This window comes from Dyadobacter sp. SRI_021 (genome assembly GCF_057586235.1).
Genome location: NZ_JBYCZM010000015.1, coordinates 62,991 through 82,791 on the forward strand (window position 1 = coordinate 62,991; position 19,801 = coordinate 82,791).

Genomic DNA, 19,801 nt, shown 5'->3' on the forward strand with positions numbered 1-19,801 from the left:
CATGCTGGCCTTTTCCATTCTGGCATATCTGCTGGCAAACCTGGGAATAGGCCTTTGGGCCTCCAAAAGAATCACCACCACTCAAGACTTCGTGTTGGCAGGGCGTCAGCTACCATTGATCCTCGCCGCCTCCGCCACGTTTGCTACGTGGTTCGGCTCGGAAACCATCATGGGTGCTCCCACCGAGCTTATCGAACACGGCGTGTTGGGTATCATCGAGGATCCGTTTGGTGCCTCGCTATGCCTTCTTCTGGTAGGATTGTTCTTTGCGCGGAGATTTTACAAAATGAATATTATCACATTTTGTGATTTTTTCAGGATTCGTTACGGGCGCAATGCCGAGTTGCTCTCCGCCATCCTCATTATTCCGTCCTATTTCAGCTGGATAGCTGCCCAATTACTGGCCATGGGCATTGTTCTGAAAGTCGTGCTGGGCTGGTCGTTGTTGACATGTATTCTGACAAGTTCGTTCGTCGTGATTCTATACACGATCTGGGGCGGAATGTGGTCGATATCGATTACCGATTTTATCCAGACGATCATGATCATCGTCGGCCTCGTCATTGTGGCAGCGGTGCTCTACAAGGAAGTGGGAGGTTTTCAGCCGTTGCTTGACGCCGCTCCAACCGGCTTCTTTCGCTTTTTCCCTGAAAATACCCTTAAAGACCACCTCGAATATTTCGCAGCGTGGATCACGATCGGGCTCGGCTCAATCCCGCAGCAGGATGTATTTCAAAGGGTGATGTCGGCCAAATCGGCCCGTGTATCCGTACAGTCGACGCTGCTTTCATCACTTATGTACCTCACCATCGCTTTGCTGCCGCTATTCATCGGACTTTGCGGGCACCATCTTTACCCCGGCGAAGAGAAGGACGGGCAGATGATCATCCCCAATATGGTCCTGAAACACATGAACCTGCCGCTTCAAATCCTGTTTTTTGGTGCTCTGGTTTCCGCGATCCTCAGTACGACGAGCAGCGCTATTATGGCTCCCGCAGTTGTATTAGGAGAGAATATTTTCAAATACTTCAAGCCAGACCTCGACGATAGAGAACTGCTGAAAATCATTCGTGCAGGCATCATCGGCATTACGCTGGTGTGCATTTTCATGGCAGCAACCCGGGAAAGCATTTTCGAACTCGTCGCAGAATCGTCCGCATTCAGTCTCGTTTCACTGTTTGTTCCATTGGCAGCGGGGCTTTACTGGAAGTCCAGCAATACGCTTGGCTGCGTACTCTCAATGGTTATCGGGCTGGTCGTATGGCTGGTTTGTGTTTTCATTGAAACCGAATACCCTGCCCTTATTTACGGATTACTCGCCAGTTTGCTGGGTATGATAATCGGGTGGATTGGGGGAAAAATTGCAGGCGAACCATTGCGCGTATCCTGAGTAAATCAGGCGGTCTCAGCTTCGGCTTTGCGGTCCCAGCCGGCAAGCGCATTCAAATGCACCGCATCTCTATCGGCCTGCATAATCATTTCCAGCTCTTCCATATGCTGCCGCGCGGCATGGATGTATTCTTCATCGTTCCGGATGCTCGACAAATGCTTCAATGTACGTTCGTCATGGATAAAGAATGTCTTGGCCATGCGCGTCGCCTCATGCGCGCGATGCCCAAGCAATTTCAATGCATCTACACCCAGGCGGAGGCTCGTATCGAACGTCTCCCGGTAGATATGCATCATCCCCGCATTCATGAGGTCGTACGCATCGTTGCGGTTGGTCGAGCGCACGAGCATATGCAGGTTCGGGAAATGCTTTTTCACTGTCTCAATTAATTCCAGCCTCTTTTCCTCATCACTGATCGCTATAATGATCATTTGGGCGCGGCCTGCACCGGCAATATCCAGCAATTCATAGCGGGTAGCATCGCCATAATACACTTTGAGACCCATCCGGCGAAGAAAATCGACATTATCGCTATCATTATCAAGTACCGTCGCCTCCACGCCATTCGCCCGCAGAAAACGGCCTACTATATTTCCGAAGTGCCCATAACCGGCGATGATCACCGGGTTATCCTCTTCTTCCACATCACTTGGTCGCTGCGCCGTTTGCAGTCCCGCGCTCACGAGGCAGAATCGCGTCAGGATAAATTTCTCATTTACCATCATCGCCAGCGGCGTCATGGCCATACTGATCGCCACCACGGCGGTCATCGTATCCGAGATTTCTTTACCCAAAACACCCTCCTGAACCGAAAAGCTGAGCAACACAAACGCAAATTCCCCGATCTGGCTCAAACCGATGCTGAATATAAAGTTCTGCGCATTCCGTACTTCAAATGTTTTGCCCAAAACAAAGAGAATAGCCATTTTCAGCAGCATCAGTCCGGCCACTAATCCGATAATCAGCAACGGCTTGGAAACCACCAGTGAAAAATCAATAGAAGAGCCTACCGAAATGAAGAACAGCCCGAGCAGCAGGCCTTTGAAAGGATCGATAGAACTTTCCAGCTCATGGCGGTATTCGCTGTTCGCGAGTACCACACCAGCTACAAATGCGCCCAGCGCGGGGCTAAGGCCCACCGATGTCATGAGCACGGCAATACCTACCACGAGCAGCAATGCCGTGGCGGTGAACATTTCGCGCAATGCGGTACGGGCCATCATCCGGAAAACCGGCCGCAACAAGTATTTACCGATCAGCACTATCGCCGAAACAGACAGCAATACCACAACGGCCTGCTGCCACGCGGGCAATGCGCTCACCAGTGAGCCTCCGTCGACATGCCCGTCGGCCAGCCCCGCATGATCGGCGAGTAGCGGGAACAACGCGAGCATCGGGATGATCGCCAGGTCCTGAAACAGGAGCACCGCAAACGAGCTTTGCCCGGCTACGGTTTTCAGCCAGCCTTTTTCATTCAGCGTCTGCATCACAATCGCGGTTGACGACATCGCGATAATCATCCCCAGCGCGAGTGCTTCTTTCCAGCTGATGCCGAATAGTATGGCAATACCCGCTACGAGAACGGTCGTAACGCCCACCTGCAATCCCCCGAGGCCGGCGATACTCTTCCGCATACGCCACAGGCGCGAGGGTTCGAGTTCAAGGCCGATGACAAAGAGCATCATCACCACGCCGAACTCGGCAAAATGCATAATATCCTGGCCTTCCATTCCTATGAATTTCAGGCCCGCCGGACCGATGATCACCCCAGCAACCAGGTAACCCAACACCGATCCCAATCCCAGCCGTTTAGCAATAGGAACCATTACCACCGCGGACGCGAGGTATATCATTGCCTGGAAAAAGAAGGATTGTTGCATGATTCAGTGTGGAAAAAGTTCGTTCAGATATTCGACTCCGGCCAGCTCAGACGAGTCGATGCGGTCATTTACAAGCGCGTCCAGCAGTTCGGCATATTGTTCGCCATAGGCTTTCAGCGTGTAGTCTTCAATCGTATAAGTTTCATGCACCACAAACGGCGGCAGGTAGTCCATTCTGCACAAATAGGCCGTCTGGTTGAATGGCAGCAGGTACTGACCGACGGGAAAACGATTGTACCCCGACTCAGTGTAGGCATCACGACCGCCCCCGCACGACAGCGCATTGAATATCTTCTTGCCTTTCAGCGCATGCCCTTTTGGTCCGTAGGCCCAGTTGTATTCCAGCACGAGATCCTGCCACTGTTTCAGGATCGGAGGGCTGCTGTACCAGTAGAACGGGTGCTGAAATATGATGATATCGTGCTTTGCCATTAGCTGCTGCTCCCTTTTGATATCTATAAAAAGATCCGGATAATGTTCATACAGATCATTAAAAGTCACCCCCTTTACCTTGCGGGCATATTGCTCCAACGTCTTTTGTACATTGGATTTACTGTGAGTGGGATGGGCAAACTGGATCAGGACTTTGGACATAACATGGAATTGATGCAAAAAACTTACGGTACCAAAATTACGGAACCTGTTGTCTTCCGCGCTTCGAGATCGGCCTGCGCCTGATGTGCTTTGGATAATGGATACTTTGTAATGGCGAGCTTTCCGAAAATTCCGCTACTGAATGCATCGAACGTATCGGCTGCATATTCTTCCAGCGCCTCGCGGTCAGTGATGTACGCGCTGAGCGTGGGGGTTGCCATTACGATGGACCTTTCACGCAGCAATGCATGATCGATGTGCTCGGGCTGGCCCGACGACGATCCATAAAGCACGATTTTGCCACCTTTTCGGATCACATCCAGCGAATAGCTGAATGTATCTTTTCCCACCCCGTCGAATACGACATCGACACCGTGGCCTTCAGTAATTTCCAGTACTGAGTGCACAAACTCCCGGCATTCGGCCAGAAACACGTAGTCCGCGCCATTAGCGAGTACAACCTCTTTCTTCTCTTCTGAACCCGTCGTACCGATCACCGTGGCACCGAGCGCCTTGGCCCATTTGGTAACCAGGGTACCTACGCCGCCAGCGGCTGCATGTACCAGCACCACATCGCCCGGCTTAATAGGGTTCACTATTTTCACAAGCATCCTGGCGGTAAAGCCCTTCACGAGCATGGCCGCCGCTTGTTCCGACGTGATATTGTCCGGAATATGGATCAATTGCTGCGTCGATAATACGCGGCTTTCTGCATACGCTCCGGGGATGAAATGGTAACCCACGGGGTCGCCCACATTGAATTCCGTCACCCAAGGCCCTACGGCCTCGATCACGCCTGCTGCCTCTACGCCCGGCGTGTAGGGAAACGATTTGACAGGAAATTTCCCGTCGCGGTAATAAGTATCTACAAAATTAAGCCCGATGGCTTCCTGCCGCACTCTTACCTGTCCGGGCCCCGGTTCTGTAATAGCCTCCCGTTCATAACCCAGCACCGAAGGCGCTCCTTGCTTGTAGATTTTTACTATACCTGATTTATTTGCTATTGCTGTAACTAACCCTGACATGTCCGTAAGCATTGTCATTATGGAATGCTTGTTCCATCATTGGACAAATTATTTTTTGATAGATTTTATTAAAAATTCGGCTTGCTGCTGCACCAGCTCCCCATCACCATACACCAGGAAAGTCTGCCAGAAACCGGTAAAATTCGACACGACGAAATTCGCTAACATTGCCGGATCTCTTTTACTGCTGATTTCTTCTGCTTTCTGTGCTTTTTTCAGAAGGTCTTTCAGCAGGGCTGTTAGGTTACTGGTGTTTTGTTTTAATATGGCGTGCACTTCTTCGTCCACGGAACCCAGCTCGAACGTCGATTTCACCCCCATACAGGTCCTTTCTTCTTCTGTCGTCCTGATCGCCGCTTTTTTGATGATCTTTTCGACGGCCTTAATGGGAGACTTTGTTTCCTCCGCCACTTTCCGGTAATCTTCGAACATGCCTTCGGTATAACTTCTGAGGCATTGAAGGAACAAGCTGTGCTTGTCGCCGTAAGTGTCGTAGATACTTCCGCGGTTCAACCCCATCGTATCGACGAGGTCTTGCATGGAGGTGGCGTTGTAGCCCTTTTGCCAGAAAAGGCATTTAGCCCTTTCCAACCTTTCTTCCGGTTCGAATGCTTTGTTGCGTGCCATGACTATCAGACAATTATTCCAGAACGAACGTTCCAGAATTGCCAAATTTTCTGATCACATATCTAAAACACGGACCGTGCAGCGTCTCAGATAATGAACTTAGCCACGCCGCCGTCCACTTTCAGGGCCGCACCGTTTGTGGCCGACGAGAGCGGACTTGCCACATAAGTTACGAGATTAGCAATTTCTTCCACCGACGCAAACCGCTGCAGCAACGAGGTGGGGCGCGCATTCTTGAAGAAATCCTTTTCCGCCTGTTCCGCTGACATATTGTTGGCTTCTCCCAGCTGTTTGATAAAATCGGCCACACCTTCCGACTTGGTCGGTCCGGGCATTACGGTGTTAACAGTAACGTTCGTGCCCTTGGTCAATTCCGCCAAACCGCGGCTTACGGCGAGCTGGGCTGTTTTGGTAGTACCGTAGTGAATCATTTCTTCGGGAATATTTACGCCCGATTCGCTGGAAATGAAGATAATCCTGCCCCAATCCTTAGCGATCATTTTTGGAAAGAAATGTCTTGCCAGACGGACACCGCTCAGTACATTCACTTCAAAGAACCGAAACCATTCATCATCCGAAATCTCGGTGAATTGCTTCGGTTCGAAAATACCGGCATTGTTAACCAGGATATCGATATCTGGCAGCTGTTGCAGCAGTGCATTCACTTCTTCCGCTTTTGAAAAATCGGCCGCAATCCCGCTCACATTCGCCCCTGGTGTTGATTCTTTCAATTTCTGCACCGCTTCCGCGACTTTACTTTCCGAGCGGCCATTAATGATCACATGCGTACCCTCCTTCAATAAACCTTGTGCAATGGCAAAGCCGATACCTTGTGTAGAACCGCTGATGAATGCGATTTTCCCGTTGAGTTTCAAATCCATAGAACTTTGATAACAAGAGCGTAGATGAATGTTTGACCTGGTAGGATGGATAACGATTGCAATAATCCCCGGAATCCATAATTTTATAACACATCACCTAACAAAATGATCGCATGAGACACATTTATCTTTTGTTATTATTGCTGCTTCCTCCGTGCCTGCACGCTCAAGGCCCCCGCGTTCTGATCGTTACCGCGCACCCCGACGATGAAACCATGTTCCCGGTGACTGTTTTTAAAATCACCCATGAACTGAAAGGCTCGGCCGACCTCGCATTGATCACCGACGCCTCGGGCGGCTACAATGGCCTTGTGGCATCGAGTTATTACGGCCTGAACCTCGTGGATTCTGCAACAGGCAGGAAGCATTTACCCTTAATCCGCAAAAAAGAGCTCATGGCTTCCGGAGAGGTGATGGGAATAGGTAATTTCTTCTTCCTTGACCAGCTCGACGATTACTACAACCGCGACGAGAAGCCCTATTTACAGGGCAAGAACTGGGATATCGCCTACGTGGAGAAAAAGCTGGATAATATCCTGACCAACGGCAACTATGACTTCATATTCTGCCTCATCCCGCATGAAGGTCAGCATGCACATCATAAAACGGCGTCCATCAGCGCGATACGGGCCGCGCAGCGTTTTAAAGGATCTAAAAAGCCAATTGTCCTGGGGGGCCAATCCCAAAATAAGAACTACACTTTCCAATTCGCCGGACTGGCAGGTTATCCCGAAACCAATATTCTCAAAACCGCCCCTGTATTCGAATTCGACCGTTCTTACGCCTTCGGGGAGGACAAAAAACACAGCTATATGATCGTCGCCGACTGGGTAAAGGCGGCTCACAAGTCCCAAAGCGGTGATATGAACCAGGCCATGCACCGGGGCGATCTGGAGGCGTTCTGGTATTTCGCGGTCAATGGCGAAGATGGTATTGGAAAAACCAAGGCGCTATTTGACGCATTGAACTCTTCGGGATATTCCAAGAAGTGATCAGGCGGGCTGGAATGTTATGAACAGCGAGCTGCCGAAAGGTGCTTTGCCGAGAATAGAAGATTCCGTTTTGGTAATGGCTCTTAAAACCGCATTCACCGTATCTCCGGGATATTCGACATCCGAGTCGAGGTGATCGACGTTGATTTTCTTCTTGCGGATCTGGTAATTCTGCCATTGCCGCACGAGCAAAATGGGTAGTGAAAGCGCAAATGGCCAATAGGTAGTATAATCAATGCGCAGCCCGGCAGCCCAGCCAAATGCCTGAAATTGCTCCAATTTGAAGCGTCGCGAGCTCCCTACGGCAAGGTCGTGCGTGCCCGAGAAGGCTTCGAACGCGTGAATATTAATAATGATCAGCCCGTTGCGGTTCAGGCGATTTTTAAAGGCAGTGAGTGCGCGGATAATCTCCTCGTCAGTCAGGAAATAGAGCGCGTCGTTGCAGGTAATGACGTCGAAAGTTTCGCCCGGCTCGAATGCATCCACATTCCGGAGGTCGCCGAAAACGACATTCAGGCCACGCTCATTCGAGAAATCTATCGCATGTGGTGAATAATCGAAGCCCCGCAGGTTGGAATAGCCATTTTCCTTTAAAAACGACAGTAACCCGCCTGTACCGCAGGCAGCATCGAGGATTTTGAGATCGGGATCCATGGCCCTGAAATGCCTGCGGATCTGGCCCAAAACCTTGCCGTGGAGGATCTGATACCACCACAGCTTGCGCTCGGTTTCGTACATGCGCTGGTATTCGAGCCGGTTATCGATCATACGCGCTCAGAGCTGTTATATTTGATCACATATTGCGGCTGGCCGCTCTGCGCCATAAAACTTTTGCCGATGTATTCCCCTAAAACGCTCAGCAGCATGCATTGAATCCCCCCTATGAAAATAATGGTGGCCGTCACTACCTGCCAGCCTTTCGGATCGGGGCCGATAATCCATTGGATAGTCAGGAAGAGCAAAAGGAAAAAGCCCAAACTGAATAACCCCACGCCGATAGGTACAAAAAGGCGAATCGGCAGCGACGAATAACAGAAAAGGATATTGAGAAAAAGGGATATCAGCTTATGAAATGTGTAGTTGGAAGCCCCTTCTTCCCGCTTCTGGTGCGCTACCTGCACTGTACCAATGTTCCGCGTGATCCGGAATATCAGCCCGTCGATATAAGGATAAGGCCCGTGGTATTTAATAATCTCCTGCACCACTTCCTGCCGGATCAGCTTGAAGCTCGACAAATACAGATCTTTGGGTTTATTTAAAAGGTAGCTGGTGAGCCAGTTGACAAACCTACTGCCCATATTCCGGCCAACAGAATGCTGTTTCTTGGCATAATAGGTATAAACAATGTCGTAATCCCCCGATTCGGCGGTTTCCACCAGTTTCAATATCTCCTCCGGCGGGTTCTGAAAATCGTCGTCGATCATTACGCAGTAGTTGCCGTAAGCCCAGTTGAGTCCGCACATAACCGCATTGAACTCCCCGTAATTCCGGCGCAATGAAATGAACCGCACATTGGCATAGGCATCGGACAATTCGCGGCATACTTGCTCCGACCGGTCGCGGCTGCCGTCGTTGACCATCACGATCTCGAATGATATTTCTGATAAAGTGGCTTGTAGCTTTTCGATCAGCGGTCGGATGGTTTTTTCGCTGTTGTAAACCGGGATAATGACCGATAGCTTCATTGACGATCGAATTGGTTGACGGTTTCTATGATATAGGCCACCTCATCGTCCGTCAGAACCGGATTAAGCGGCAAGCTGATCACCTGCTGGTGGATTTGCTCTGTCAAAGGCAAATGTAAATCTTTATACGCTTTGTAGGCCAATTGTTTATGGATAGGCTGCGGATAATGCACGTTCGTCTGCACGCCGCGCGCATCCAGGAAAGCGATAAATTCCGCGCGGCGGGGATGCCGCATCACAAAAAGATGCCACGCATCTTCCAAAATCCGATCGGACGGTGGCAGTATCAGTTCGCTGCATTTCAATTCCTGCAAATACCGGCCGGCGATCTCCCTCCTGCGGGCATTTTCAGGATCGAGGTACGGCAGCTTGACGCTGAGGATAGCTGCTTGTATTTCGTCCAGACGGCTGTTTACTCCCTGGTATTCGTTCTGGTACCGGATCACGGAGCCGTAGTTGCGGAGGTAGCGGATTTTTTCAGCCAATGCAATGTCATTCGTAGTAATGGCACCCGCATCGCCCAGCGCACCCAGGTTTTTGGTAGGGTAAAAACTGAATGCCGTCGCGTCCGCCCACGTACCCACCTTCCTGCCTGCATGCGTGGCCCCGTGCGCCTGCGCGGCGTCGGTGATCACTTTCAGGTCGTGCTTCTTTGCCAGATTGAGTATTTGTGCAATTTCACAGCTTCGCCCGTAAAGGTCGACGGTGATAATGGCTTTCGTTCGGGGTGTGATAGCTTGCTCAATCAGCGCCGGGTCTATCAGCATCGTATGCGGGTCGGGTTCTACGAAAACCGGCGTCAGGTGCAGGTAACTTACCGGCAGCACCGAGGCGATATACGTATTGGCGGGAACGATGATCTCACTGTCTTCCGGCAGGTCCAATGCTAGTAGTATCAATGTAATCGCATCGAGCCCGTTGGCGGTCCCTACGCAATGCTCCGCTTCGCAATACGCCGCGAATGCTTTTTCGAATGATTTCAACTCATTGCCCAGAATATACCACCCCGAACGGATCACCCGTAGGGAAGCATCTTCGATCGCTTGCAGATAAGGGGCGTTTACCTGATTTAAATCCAGAAATGGGATCATTGATACACTGTCTGGATTAGCTGATTCAGGGGATAAGGATCGTCGATATAATCGGCCTGGTCATAATATTCGTTGGACAATACCAACAAAATAGCATCGTCTGAGAAAGAATCCATGATATGCCAATCTTTCGGTTCGAGGATCAGACAGGACACAGGATTATCGAGGATGAAGATCTCCTCTTTCTCGCCGTCGTTGGAGTATATACGACAACTTCCGTGAATACAAACCAGGGCATTCCACGTTTTGTGATGCCTGTGGCCACCGCGTTGCGTCTCACCCGCACCGTAAATGTAGAACACACGTTTAATTGTGCCGGGGATGATTTTTTCAAAGACTGTGAGGTTGCCCGATCCGGTGTTAAATGTATCCAGCTGTACTAAATGCGGCATATGGAAATTTCTAGGTTGTTAGGGTGTGGTTAAACTCTTTCAAATACGCGATCTTTTTCAAAAGTAACCGATTAATAAATGTCAGACATTTTTTCCTTTAAAATACAAAAATACCTTCCACATAAAAAAATCGATTATCCTGGGGTGAGGCTTAATGATCTTTTAATGCGTACCGACACGAAGTGCTGCCGCTCCCGCGGTGACCAATGTTACCTGGTATTGGTTGGGAAAGGACGAAAATAATCGACGCTACCCCTATCCGGGTGACCCTATCCGGGCGACCCTATCCGGGTGACCCGGGCAGGGCAACCATGCCTGGGCTGCCTAGCTGAACAGCCCCCATTGCAGCCGGTGGTCGATCAGCATGAAGAGTTTAACGGGCAGCGGTTCCAGCCAGAGTATTTTATTGTAACCCATATAAAAAACCTGTGGATGGACCACACATACGATCATCGTGAAAAACAGGATAAGGCGGACCGTCGATGTGGAAGAGGTTTCGATTAATATAAAAACCGCAAGCAAGATAAACGGGAAGCCGTACGACAATGCCCTGTCTATGTCGTGGACGTAGATCCCCGTGGCCACCAGCACCGCAAAGCCGGCCATAAGCGCCAGCAGAAGCCAGTAACGCCTCGTAAGGCATAACACCGCAAAGGCCGCAAGCAGAATCAGCCAGGTTCCTTCAAATGCCCCCCAGATACTGCTTCCCAAGCCATTGCGATGGGCATTGGCAAGCAACACGGGTGTTCCGATTGTCGAATAGGAATGATGCGGAAAATAGGTCGTCTGTACGTATTCCCGGATCGTAAAATAGATCGCCCATGCCACCCAAACGACGAGACTCTCCCCTGTAAACGCCGATTTAAGCAAACCGGGAACACCAAAATTGTTATTACGATAAGCTTTCGTTCCCATCCACCAGAGCAATAAATAACCACCTGCCACCACCGCCCGCTCATCGGTAAAGAATGCGATCAACAGCGAGAGAAATATCACGAGCGAATTGTTGCTCAATAATGCCAGCAGGAGAAAGAAAAAGGCAAATTCATCGCCATACCCGTGCACATCCGCGAAAGCCCACACGCTCACGAAGATGTTCGCAATGGCGGTCACAAACAGCGCGGTAATGACTTTATCCCCCGACACCGAAAAGATATAACCGGCGGTTTTGTAAAGGAACAACACCCCCAAAACAGCCTGGATGATCAGGATCAGCAGCACATTATGGCCAGTCAGAAATGAGAGGGCGGGCAGTGTCCAGCGGAAGATCATATTCTCCCGGCGGACGTCGTAATCCATGTCTTTCGGATGCAGTATGTCCTGTGCCTGATTGTGGATAAAGACCCAGGCATCGAGACTGACTCCATTGCTTCTCAAATGGTCGAGTAAGAGCGAATAGGGAGGAAATGCAAGAAAAAGCGAAAGTGCGACCGCAAAAAAAGTGAGCTTCCACAACCAGTTTTTTCCAGACAATTGTGCTTCAATCCAAAGGAGAGACGACCCGTAAAAGTTTTCCAAAAGCATAGGACGGCTTGGCCAAATACGCTCAAATATACATTTAATGTGCGATACTCATTTCCAGCTCGGCACGATCCGGCTGCCTTCTTCGCTTTCGGTAATGCGCAGGTATGCCTGGATTTCCTGTTGCAGGTCTTCCACGTGACTGATAATGCCCACGATCCGGTTCTCCTTTCTCAATGACTTTAACGTTTCAAAGACCGTTTGTAATGCGTTTTTATCAAGGGAACCAAAACCTTCGTCGAGGAAAAAAAAGTTGTGTTTCGATTCATTTCTGACGTGAATGTGATCCGCCAGCGCCAAGGCCAGCGACAGTGCCGCCTGAAATTTCTGTCCGCCCGAAAGCGTTTTCAGCAATCGCATATGGCCGCCATTGAGCAGGTCTCTTACCCAGAAACTGTTTCCCTCCCCTAGTTCGAGATGCAACTGCTGATGGGTCATCTGGTGGAACCGGTGGTTAGCCGCCTGGATCAGGTTTTGGAGGTAAATGCTCGAAGCATAATCCACAAAACCGCTTGACCGGAAGAGTTTCGCCAGATCGTCGAGATGTTCTTTTCTGAGCTGCAAACGGCCTTTCTCTGTCAAAAGCGTAGCTTTTTTGGCCAGATCTTCCGCCATTTGTTTCAGCCGCCCACCGATATTTCCTTCTTCTTTTCGTTGAATATTCAGGTTTTCGGTCAGGGCGTTTTTTAATGCAGTCACTTCCTCATGTTTTGCGGCGTCGTATTGTTCGCCGGCATGGTCTTCAAGTAAGGTTTTCAACTCTGCGCCGGTTGTTTCAAGCGCCATTTTGAACTCGTCGATCGCCTTCCGCTCGGTATCGATGCGGATCGGCTTTTGCAGTATCTCCACCACCTGTGCCTCAGTTTCAAAAGCATATGCGACTAGTTCGCGATCGATCTTGTCCTGAACTGTCACGAGCTCCCGCCTGCTTCCCTCCAACGCGGCCAATAATGTCGCCTGACTTCCCGAAAGCGTATTTTGCTCTTTTTCAAATGCATCTACTTGCTTTTCAGCCTCTGCAAATGCATTTGATAGTTGTTGGTAATCGGCTTTCAAGGCAGCTATTTTTTCTGCAATGACATTCTTTTCAACTGTTTCGAAATCCGCCAGATTAACCCGCGAAAGCTGCTCGGAAAGCGTTTGCACCGTGTTTTCAAACCTTAAAATCTCGTCCCTCAACACTTGCAGCGGCTTCTCGATCTTTTCTGTTTTCTCTTTGATAGCCGCGTCGATTTGCTCCGCCGATACTTTCAAAGTTGCCTCGGCGGCCTTAATTTCAGCCTGCAAACGGCTGCTTTCCGCAAACCGTTTTTCGAAACTTTCCCTGTCTGCTTTATTGAATGCAGGCCAAATAAAAGCCTCGTCATGCGCTTTCAACCGGCCTTGTGCCTCGTTATAGCGCTGTCTGATGGAACCTTTCTGTTTCTCAAGGCCTTCGATTTGGTTAAAAATGCGCTCGATCGGCGACTGCAAGCGCCTTAGCAATCTTTCTTTTTCATCCAATGCATTCACCTGCTTCTCGATCGCCGCTATTTCTGCGGCTAATGCGCCGTCGGCGGACAATACTTCGGGATGGTGCAGCGAGCCACAAAGCGGGCAGGGTTCTCCGTCTTCGAGATTACCCGCATACTGGTGCAATGCGACGCGGGTATTGATGTGAAATAACTGGCGGTTCAACTCCTTCCGACTGGTTTCTCCGGTTTCAAAATATGCCGCAATGCCCTTTTGGAACGCATCCAATGAATGTTCCTCGCCAAACTCAATGCCGAAATCGCCGGTAATCTCCTGCAAACGCTGGCCCAATCCTTCGGTCAACGTGGTGATTTCGGCGGCTAGCGCCTTCGCCTCCGTCTGGATCGTCTGACGGTTCTCCGTAAGTGCGTCGGCAGTGACAAACCACGATTTTACGAGTCCCATTTCGAGCACGTCGCCCAGGCCCGCTTTGCGCTGCTCATTAGCGGTTTCGAGCTCCTCCCTTTGTTGTTTTTGTATCTCAATGGCGTTTTCCTTCTCCTTCAACTGCTCTTCGCCACGTGCCAGCGCCTCCTTCCTTTTGATAACAGCCTGCGAGTGTTCGATAATCCGTATCACCTTTTCAAGCTCTTCCGCCGTCGCGAGCAGTTCTTCCCGCTTTTCGTAGCGCGGTTTCAGTATCTGTAATGTCTCCTGCTGCTTACCGAGCAATGCAGCCAGTTCGGTAAGCTTCGTCTGGTTAGCCGCCGAAATGCGCTCGTCCCTTGATATAGCCGTCAGCAGGTTAGTTTTCTGGTCAAAAATGGATTTAAAATGCAGGGAGCAGGTTTCAAAGGTCTTTAATGCGGCCTCGCGTTCCCGCATAATCGCCCGCTCGGAGTCGAGTAATGCCAGCCTGTTTTGCAGCGCCAGAATTTTTTCTCCGGCGAGTTTAAGCTTTTGAAAATTACTTTCCAGCTCCGTCTGGATCGCCAGCTCATTCGCGATCTGCTGAATTTGCTGCCGGACTTGTTCCAGCCGTTGCTCACCTTCCGCAAGCATTTCCGGCGTCACTTCGCCGAGGCCCATCAACTGGCCGTCCACATTCGATAATGCGAGGTCGTTCTGCTTGCTTAACGAGCCTACATTACGGCTAAGGTCATATTTTTCGAGCTGGAAGAGCTCCTTCATCATCCGGGTGCGCTCGGCGTCTTTCAGTTCGATAAATTCCTGAAAGCGCCCCTGCGGTATGATGATCGTCCGGCGGAAATTGTCATAACTGAGGCCGATAATGCTTTCAGTCGATTCGCTTTCAGCCAATGGCACCCAGTCGTTCTCCCGCCAGACGTAACCTTTTCTGTCAAAGGTCTTTACGTCCTTGAAATTTTTGCTATTCCGCTTGCCACGTACAGTAAACCGGTAACGCTCACCGTTTTTACCCGCAATGCATTCAAAGTCAATGAGCAAATCATCCGAGCGCAGGTTCATCATATTGTAAGTCCGGTCGTCTCCCGACTTGTTGAGCCGCTCCGTATCCCCGTATAATGCAAATGTGATCGCTTCCAGAATGGAGGATTTCCCGCTCCCCACAGCCCCGAATATCCCGAACAACGACGCGTCCGTCAACGGATCGAAATCAATTTCCTGTTCGGTTTGATAAGAATAGAGTCCTTTGATTTTTAAGCGTTTGGGGATCATGGATGGCTGTCGGCAGTCAGCTATCGGCTATCGGCCGTTGGCTTTGTGCCTGTCGAATACGGTTTTTATAAAATATTTGCTTAAAAAATCCGACAGCCGAAGCCGACTGCCGTAGTACTACAAACTGGCGAGCAGATCATCCAGATACTCCCGCGTATTGCTCAGCCTCGGTACCTTGTTCTGGCCGCCGAGCTTGTGCTGCTTGCCGAGCCAGGCGTAGAAGGTACCGGCCGGTGCGAAATGCACTTGCGGACGCGTGAGGGCCATATCTTTGTATCGTTTGGCATCATAATCGGAGTTTACTTCCCGCAACGCGGTGTCCAGCGCCTGCACGAATGCATTGCGATCCTCCGGTTCTTTGGTGAATTCGATGATCCATTCATGGCAGCCACGCGAGCCGTCACCCATGTACACAGGCCCGGCGGTATAGTTCGCTACCAGGGCGTCTGTCTGGTGCGCCGCTACCTTAATGGCATGATCGGCATTCTCGACAATCACTTCCTCACCAAATGCATTGATAAAATGCTTCGTACGTCCGCTCACCTTCACGCGGAACGGGTAAGTAGAAGTAAATTTCACGGTATCGCCGATCAGGTAACGCCAGAGCCCGGCGTTGGTAGAGATCACCATTGCATAGTTCTTTCCTACTTCCACTTCATCCAATAACAATGCTTTGGGATGCTCCTTACCGAGCTCTTCAATGGGTATAAATTCATAAAAAATGCCATAATCGAGCATGAGCAGCATTTCGCCTACCCTATTAATGTCGTCCTGGATCGCGAAAAAGCCTTCCGATGCACTGTAAGTTTCGAGGTACAGCACCTGATCGGAAGGGAAATATTTCGTCATGAACAAATCGCGGTAGGGTTCGAATGAAACCGCTCCATGCACGAAAACCTCAAAATCCGGCCAGATTTCAAGCATATTCTTTTTGCCGGTACGTTCGAGGATCTGGTCGAGCAACACGATCGTCCAGGTAGGCACGCCTAGAATGCTGGTCACATTCTCCTGCGAGCATATAGACGCCATTTTGTCCAGCTTGCTTTCCCAATGGTCCATCAGAGCCACCTCCAAAGGCGGAGTGCGCATAAATTCCGCCCAGGAAGGCAGGTTTTGCATAATCACCGCCGACACGTCGCCGATCTGGGTATAATCGTCAAAAGGATTGGCATGCAAAGTCCCGCCGATCGAAAGGCCCTTCCCGTCGAAGACGCGGGTATCGGGCCGGTTGTTGATCAGCAGGGTCATCATGTCCTTTCCGCCTTCGTAGTGGCATTCTTCCAAAGCCTCGGGCGAAACGGGCAGAAACTTGCTCCGCGCATTCGTGGTACCCGATGATTTGGAAAACCATTCGATCTGCGACGGCCAGAGCACATTCGGCTCGCCTTTCAGGACACGCTCGATGTAAGGATAAAGTTGCTCGTAAGCCGAAATGGGTACCTGCTCCTGAAATTCCCTGACCGATTTGATCTGACCGTAATTATAACGGCTGCCCCATTCGGTGTAGCGGGCAGTTTCGATCAATTCGGAAAATATACGCTGCTGGGTCTCAATGGGGTACTTCATAAACTGTTCGATCCGTTCGAAGCGCCGCTTCATAAACCAGACAGTCATATCATTTACCAGCTTCATAAAGGTCAATTAGTTAGAAATACGCAAGTTTGTAAAAATAGCAATAAAAAATGGTGAGAGAACAGTTGCAAGCCGTTCTCTCACCATTCGGGAAATTTTATCAGCAGGTGGTTATCTGTCAAAGAACATATTGCTGCCTCCCGCCTTTTGGCTGATCGACGACGACAGTTCCGCGTTTGCCTCCTCCGCCAGCACGCGCGCGCTCCGGAGTTGGCGCGTTACGTGCGTACCCGTGATCTGGAAGAGTGCCTCGCCCAGCAAGGGATCGCGTGGATCGCCATAGGGATAAAGGATATTGCCCTCGCTAACCTTCACATCCGGCTCAAAGCCAACATGGTAATCCGACTTCTTGTCCTTATTCAACGATTTGGAGACAATCGGCTGCAATCCCACTTTGATACCATTCTTCTCGTCGCTGATCGTGACCGATCCCACATTCTTACCCACAGTTTTACCTCCGACCAATGTTACCGTCATAAAAGGCTTCAATCCATTGATCACCAGTTCACTCGCGGAAGCCGTACGCGACGACACCAGTACCACGAGGTGTTTCAGGTCATTGCCTACATTCTGACTTTTGGATACAAACTTGTCGTAGAAATAGGATTCACCGTATTTTTTGAGGCTCGTTTCGGTTACCTGCTTGTTGTATTCCTTGTAATAAAATACATCGTTGGCCGTCACCTTACCCATAAGGCTTGCCAGGTTGGTCGCAGAACTTACATACCCTCCCGGATTATAGCGCAAGTCGAGGACCAATGCATTGATATTACTGTTTTTAAATTCCGAAAAAATCGCATCCAGCTTCCTATCATACGCCTTGTTACTGGTTTGGTAAGGCTCGGGAATAAACTGGTGATAAACGACATAGCCGATTTTGTTGGCACCGATCGTGTAAACAGAATCAAAGAACACCGGATCTTCCTGCAAGACAATGGGCGTCACGTCACGCTTCGTCGTAGTTTCCTTCAAAGTACCATCCTTAATGTCGGCCAGGGTGTAAGTAGCCTTATCCTGAGTATTGAGCAGTTTTGAGTAGTTCGAGTCCGTCAATTTCTGGCCATTCACACTGCTGAAAACATCGCCCCGCACAAAGCCGGCCTTGGCGGCAGGTGAGTCCGGGATCACGTAAAGCACAATGCCTACTACATTGCTGGTATTGGCAGGAAAATACACCAGCTTGTACTCCATGCCGCTTGTTTTGGATTCGCCGCCCAAAGACGCTTCTAATTCCTTCGCACTTTCCTGCATCCATGAAAACCGGTCGCCGTCCGGGCGCGCCGTCGCATCATATTTATAAAGCAGAGAGCTGAAAAAATCGCTCGGCGTTTTGTTGTAATCGGGCGATGCGGTGATGTGGTCGGTCCAGTAATACCAGTACTTCATGTTGGTATAGATCCACTCGTTGGTCTCGGTATCATTCTTGGGATCGGCGTTTTTTTCCTTGCAAGAAAAAACACAGGCAGCGATTAAAATGACAGGCAGGAGAAGTCTCAGTTTCATAGATTTCCGTTCATTTCTAAAAATACCTCTTCAATAATGCGGCAAGCTTCGTCCATCTGCGACTCATTGATCACCAGTGGCGGCGCGAAACGGATCTTGTTGCCATGCGTAGGCTTGCACAACAGCCCTTTTTCCATCATTTTATAACAAAGGTCCATGGCCGTGCTGCTATCTTCGGAGTCGTTGATCACGATCGCATTCAGCAACCCCTTCCCTCTAACGCTTTCGATCAGAGAACATTGCTTTTGAAGCTCCTGCATTCTCTTGCGGAAAATCCGGCCCATTTGTTCGGCATTTTCAGCAAGGTTTTCGTCCTGAACCACCCGTAATGCAGCGATGGTCACCGCGCATGCCAACGGGTTACCGCCATAGGTCGAGCCGTGCTCGCCGGGCGCGATCGTCAGCATGATTTCGTCGTCGGCCAATGCAGCCGAAACCGGCATGGTACCACCCGATAATGCTTTGCCGAGGACCAGGATATCAGGCTTTACATTTTCCCAGTCACAGGCAAGCCGTTTTCCTGTACGGCCGATACCGGTTTGCACTTCGTCGGCGATGAACAGGACATTATATTTTGTGCACAGATCACGCACGCCTTTTAAGTAACCCTCGTCCGGCACCACTACACCCGCTTCACCCTGGATGGGCTCCACCATGAAACCGGCGATGTCCGGGTCATTTTTCAGGAGGCTTTCGAGGGCAGGAAGGTCATTATAGGGTATGATTTCGTAGCCGGGCAGGAACGGGCCGTAGTCGTTGGTGGAAGAAGGATCCGTCGACGAGGATATCGCCGCCAATGTCCTGCCCCAGAAATTACCGGCGGCATACACGGTTTTTGCCTTTCCGGGCTCGATACCTTTTACTTTATACGCCCATTTCCGGGTTAGTTTCAGCGCAGTTTCGCCGCCCTCCACGCCCGAATTCATCATCAGGACTTTATCATACCCGAAATAGTCGCAAAGAAATTTCTCGCATTCGCCAAGGCGGTCGTTATAGAATGCACGGGAGGTGAGCGTCAGCTTTTGCGCCTGGCGTACCATCGCATCCACGATCTTCGGATGGCAATGCCCCTGGCTCACCGCGCTGTATGCCGACAGGAAGTCGAAATGCTGCTTTCCTTCCACATCCCACAAAAAAACTCCTTCGCCCCGCTGGATAACCACCGGCATCGGCTTGTAATTATGTGCCCCATACCGGTATTCGAGCTCCATAGCATGCTGAGAGGCACTGATATCGGTCGTGTCTGTATAGCTTTTCATTTTGGTATTCAAATAGTTAGGAACTTCATTTCGAGATATGTAAAATTACGGAAAAGCGTATTAATTTTGCAGCATAATCTCAAGGGGTGCCCTACCGAACGGGCTGAGATCATACCCATTTAACCTGATCCGGGTAATGCCGGCGTAGGGAGAGAAAGCCGGACCGGCTGTTTTCTGTT

At 50.3% G+C, this 19,801-nt stretch carries 16 protein-coding genes and 1 riboswitch; of the genes, 2 read left to right on the plus strand and 14 right to left on the minus strand.

Annotation, left to right across the window (positions count from 1 at the left end; genetic code table 11):
- Position 1: 1 nt before the first annotated feature.
- Entirely contained in the window at positions 2 to 1,390 is a 1,389-nt protein-coding gene (locus AC2YIT_RS29450; protein ID WP_430849901.1) for a high affinity choline transporter 1, read from the plus strand.
- Positions 1,391 to 1,395: 5 nt separating this feature from the next.
- Here the strand turns inward: AC2YIT_RS29450 and AC2YIT_RS29455 are convergent, their stop codons facing one another.
- From AC2YIT_RS29455 to AC2YIT_RS29475, 5 genes are all read right to left on the minus strand, one after another.
- Positions 1,396 to 3,270, minus strand: coding sequence for a monovalent cation:proton antiporter-2 (CPA2) family protein (locus AC2YIT_RS29455; RefSeq protein ID WP_487281551.1), 1,875 nt, complete (start codon positions 3,268 to 3,270; stop codon positions 1,396 to 1,398).
- 3 nt (positions 3,271 to 3,273) lie between these two features.
- Positions 3,274 to 3,864, minus strand: coding sequence for an NAD(P)H-dependent oxidoreductase (locus AC2YIT_RS29460; RefSeq protein ID WP_487281552.1), 591 nt, complete (start codon positions 3,862 to 3,864; stop codon positions 3,274 to 3,276).
- Between the two features lie 23 nt (positions 3,865 to 3,887).
- Positions 3,888 to 4,889 carry a quinone oxidoreductase family protein gene (locus tag AC2YIT_RS29465; RefSeq protein WP_487281553.1) on the minus strand — a complete coding sequence of 334 codons (1,002 nt, stop codon included), beginning with the start codon at positions 4,887 to 4,889 and terminating at the stop codon, positions 3,888 to 3,890.
- Positions 4,890 to 4,937: 48 nt separating this feature from the next.
- Positions 4,938 to 5,516 (minus strand): TetR/AcrR family transcriptional regulator, encoded by a 579-nt coding sequence (locus tag AC2YIT_RS29470; RefSeq protein WP_430849909.1) that lies wholly within the window; start codon positions 5,514 to 5,516, stop codon positions 4,938 to 4,940.
- Positions 5,517 to 5,602: 86 nt separating this feature from the next.
- Entirely contained in the window at positions 5,603 to 6,397 is a 795-nt protein-coding gene (locus AC2YIT_RS29475; protein ID WP_487281554.1) for an SDR family NAD(P)-dependent oxidoreductase, read from the minus strand.
- Between the two features lie 113 nt (positions 6,398 to 6,510).
- Here AC2YIT_RS29475 and AC2YIT_RS29480 point away from each other — a divergent pair, with 113 nt between their 5' ends.
- Positions 6,511 to 7,389: a PIG-L family deacetylase gene (locus AC2YIT_RS29480; protein ID WP_430849913.1), complete on the plus strand. Its 879-nt coding sequence runs from the start codon at positions 6,511 to 6,513 to the stop codon at positions 7,387 to 7,389.
- Here the strand turns inward: AC2YIT_RS29480 and AC2YIT_RS29485 are convergent, their stop codons facing one another.
- From AC2YIT_RS29485 to rocD, 9 genes are all read right to left on the minus strand, one after another.
- The gene (locus AC2YIT_RS29485) at positions 7,390 to 8,157 is read right to left on the minus strand and encodes a class I SAM-dependent methyltransferase (protein ID WP_430849916.1); all 768 of its coding nucleotides are present in this window, start codon (positions 8,155 to 8,157) and stop codon (positions 7,390 to 7,392) included.
- Positions 8,154 to 9,074 carry a glycosyltransferase family 2 protein gene (locus AC2YIT_RS29490; protein WP_487281555.1) on the minus strand — a complete coding sequence of 307 codons (921 nt, stop codon included), beginning with the start codon at positions 9,072 to 9,074 and terminating at the stop codon, positions 8,154 to 8,156. Before AC2YIT_RS29490 ends, AC2YIT_RS29485 begins: the two co-directional genes overlap by 4 nt.
- Positions 9,071 to 10,165 carry a DegT/DnrJ/EryC1/StrS family aminotransferase gene (locus AC2YIT_RS29495; protein ID WP_487281556.1) on the minus strand — a complete coding sequence of 365 codons (1,095 nt, stop codon included), beginning with the start codon at positions 10,163 to 10,165 and terminating at the stop codon, positions 9,071 to 9,073. The genes AC2YIT_RS29490 and AC2YIT_RS29495 overlap by 4 nt, the downstream gene beginning before the upstream one ends.
- Entirely contained in the window at positions 10,162 to 10,557 is a 396-nt protein-coding gene (locus tag AC2YIT_RS29500) for a sugar 3,4-ketoisomerase (RefSeq protein WP_430849922.1), read from the minus strand. Before AC2YIT_RS29500 ends, AC2YIT_RS29495 begins: the two co-directional genes overlap by 4 nt.
- A 324-nt stretch (positions 10,558 to 10,881) precedes the next feature.
- Positions 10,882 to 12,081 (minus strand): hypothetical protein, encoded by a 1,200-nt coding sequence (locus tag AC2YIT_RS29505; RefSeq protein WP_487281557.1) that lies wholly within the window; start codon positions 12,079 to 12,081, stop codon positions 10,882 to 10,884.
- 48 nt (positions 12,082 to 12,129) lie between these two features.
- Entirely contained in the window at positions 12,130 to 15,228 is a 3,099-nt protein-coding gene (locus AC2YIT_RS29510; protein ID WP_430849926.1) for an AAA family ATPase, read from the minus strand.
- Positions 15,229 to 15,345: 117 nt separating this feature from the next.
- Complete coding sequence (locus AC2YIT_RS29515; RefSeq protein WP_487281558.1) at positions 15,346 to 16,860, minus strand: GH3 auxin-responsive promoter family protein; 1,515 nt, start codon at positions 16,858 to 16,860, stop codon at positions 15,346 to 15,348.
- Between the two features lie 111 nt (positions 16,861 to 16,971).
- The gene (locus AC2YIT_RS29520; protein WP_487281559.1) at positions 16,972 to 18,363 is read right to left on the minus strand and encodes a S41 family peptidase; all 1,392 of its coding nucleotides are present in this window, start codon (positions 18,361 to 18,363) and stop codon (positions 16,972 to 16,974) included.
- A complete protein-coding gene (gene rocD / locus AC2YIT_RS29525; RefSeq protein ID WP_487281560.1) occupies positions 18,360 to 19,622 on the minus strand; it encodes an ornithine--oxo-acid transaminase in 1,263 nt (420 codons plus the stop codon). The genes AC2YIT_RS29520 and rocD overlap by 4 nt, the downstream gene beginning before the upstream one ends.
- Before the next feature lie 72 nt (positions 19,623 to 19,694).
- Positions 19,695 to 19,791, plus strand: a riboswitch (TPP riboswitch).
- Positions 19,792 to 19,801 lie beyond the last annotated feature (10 nt).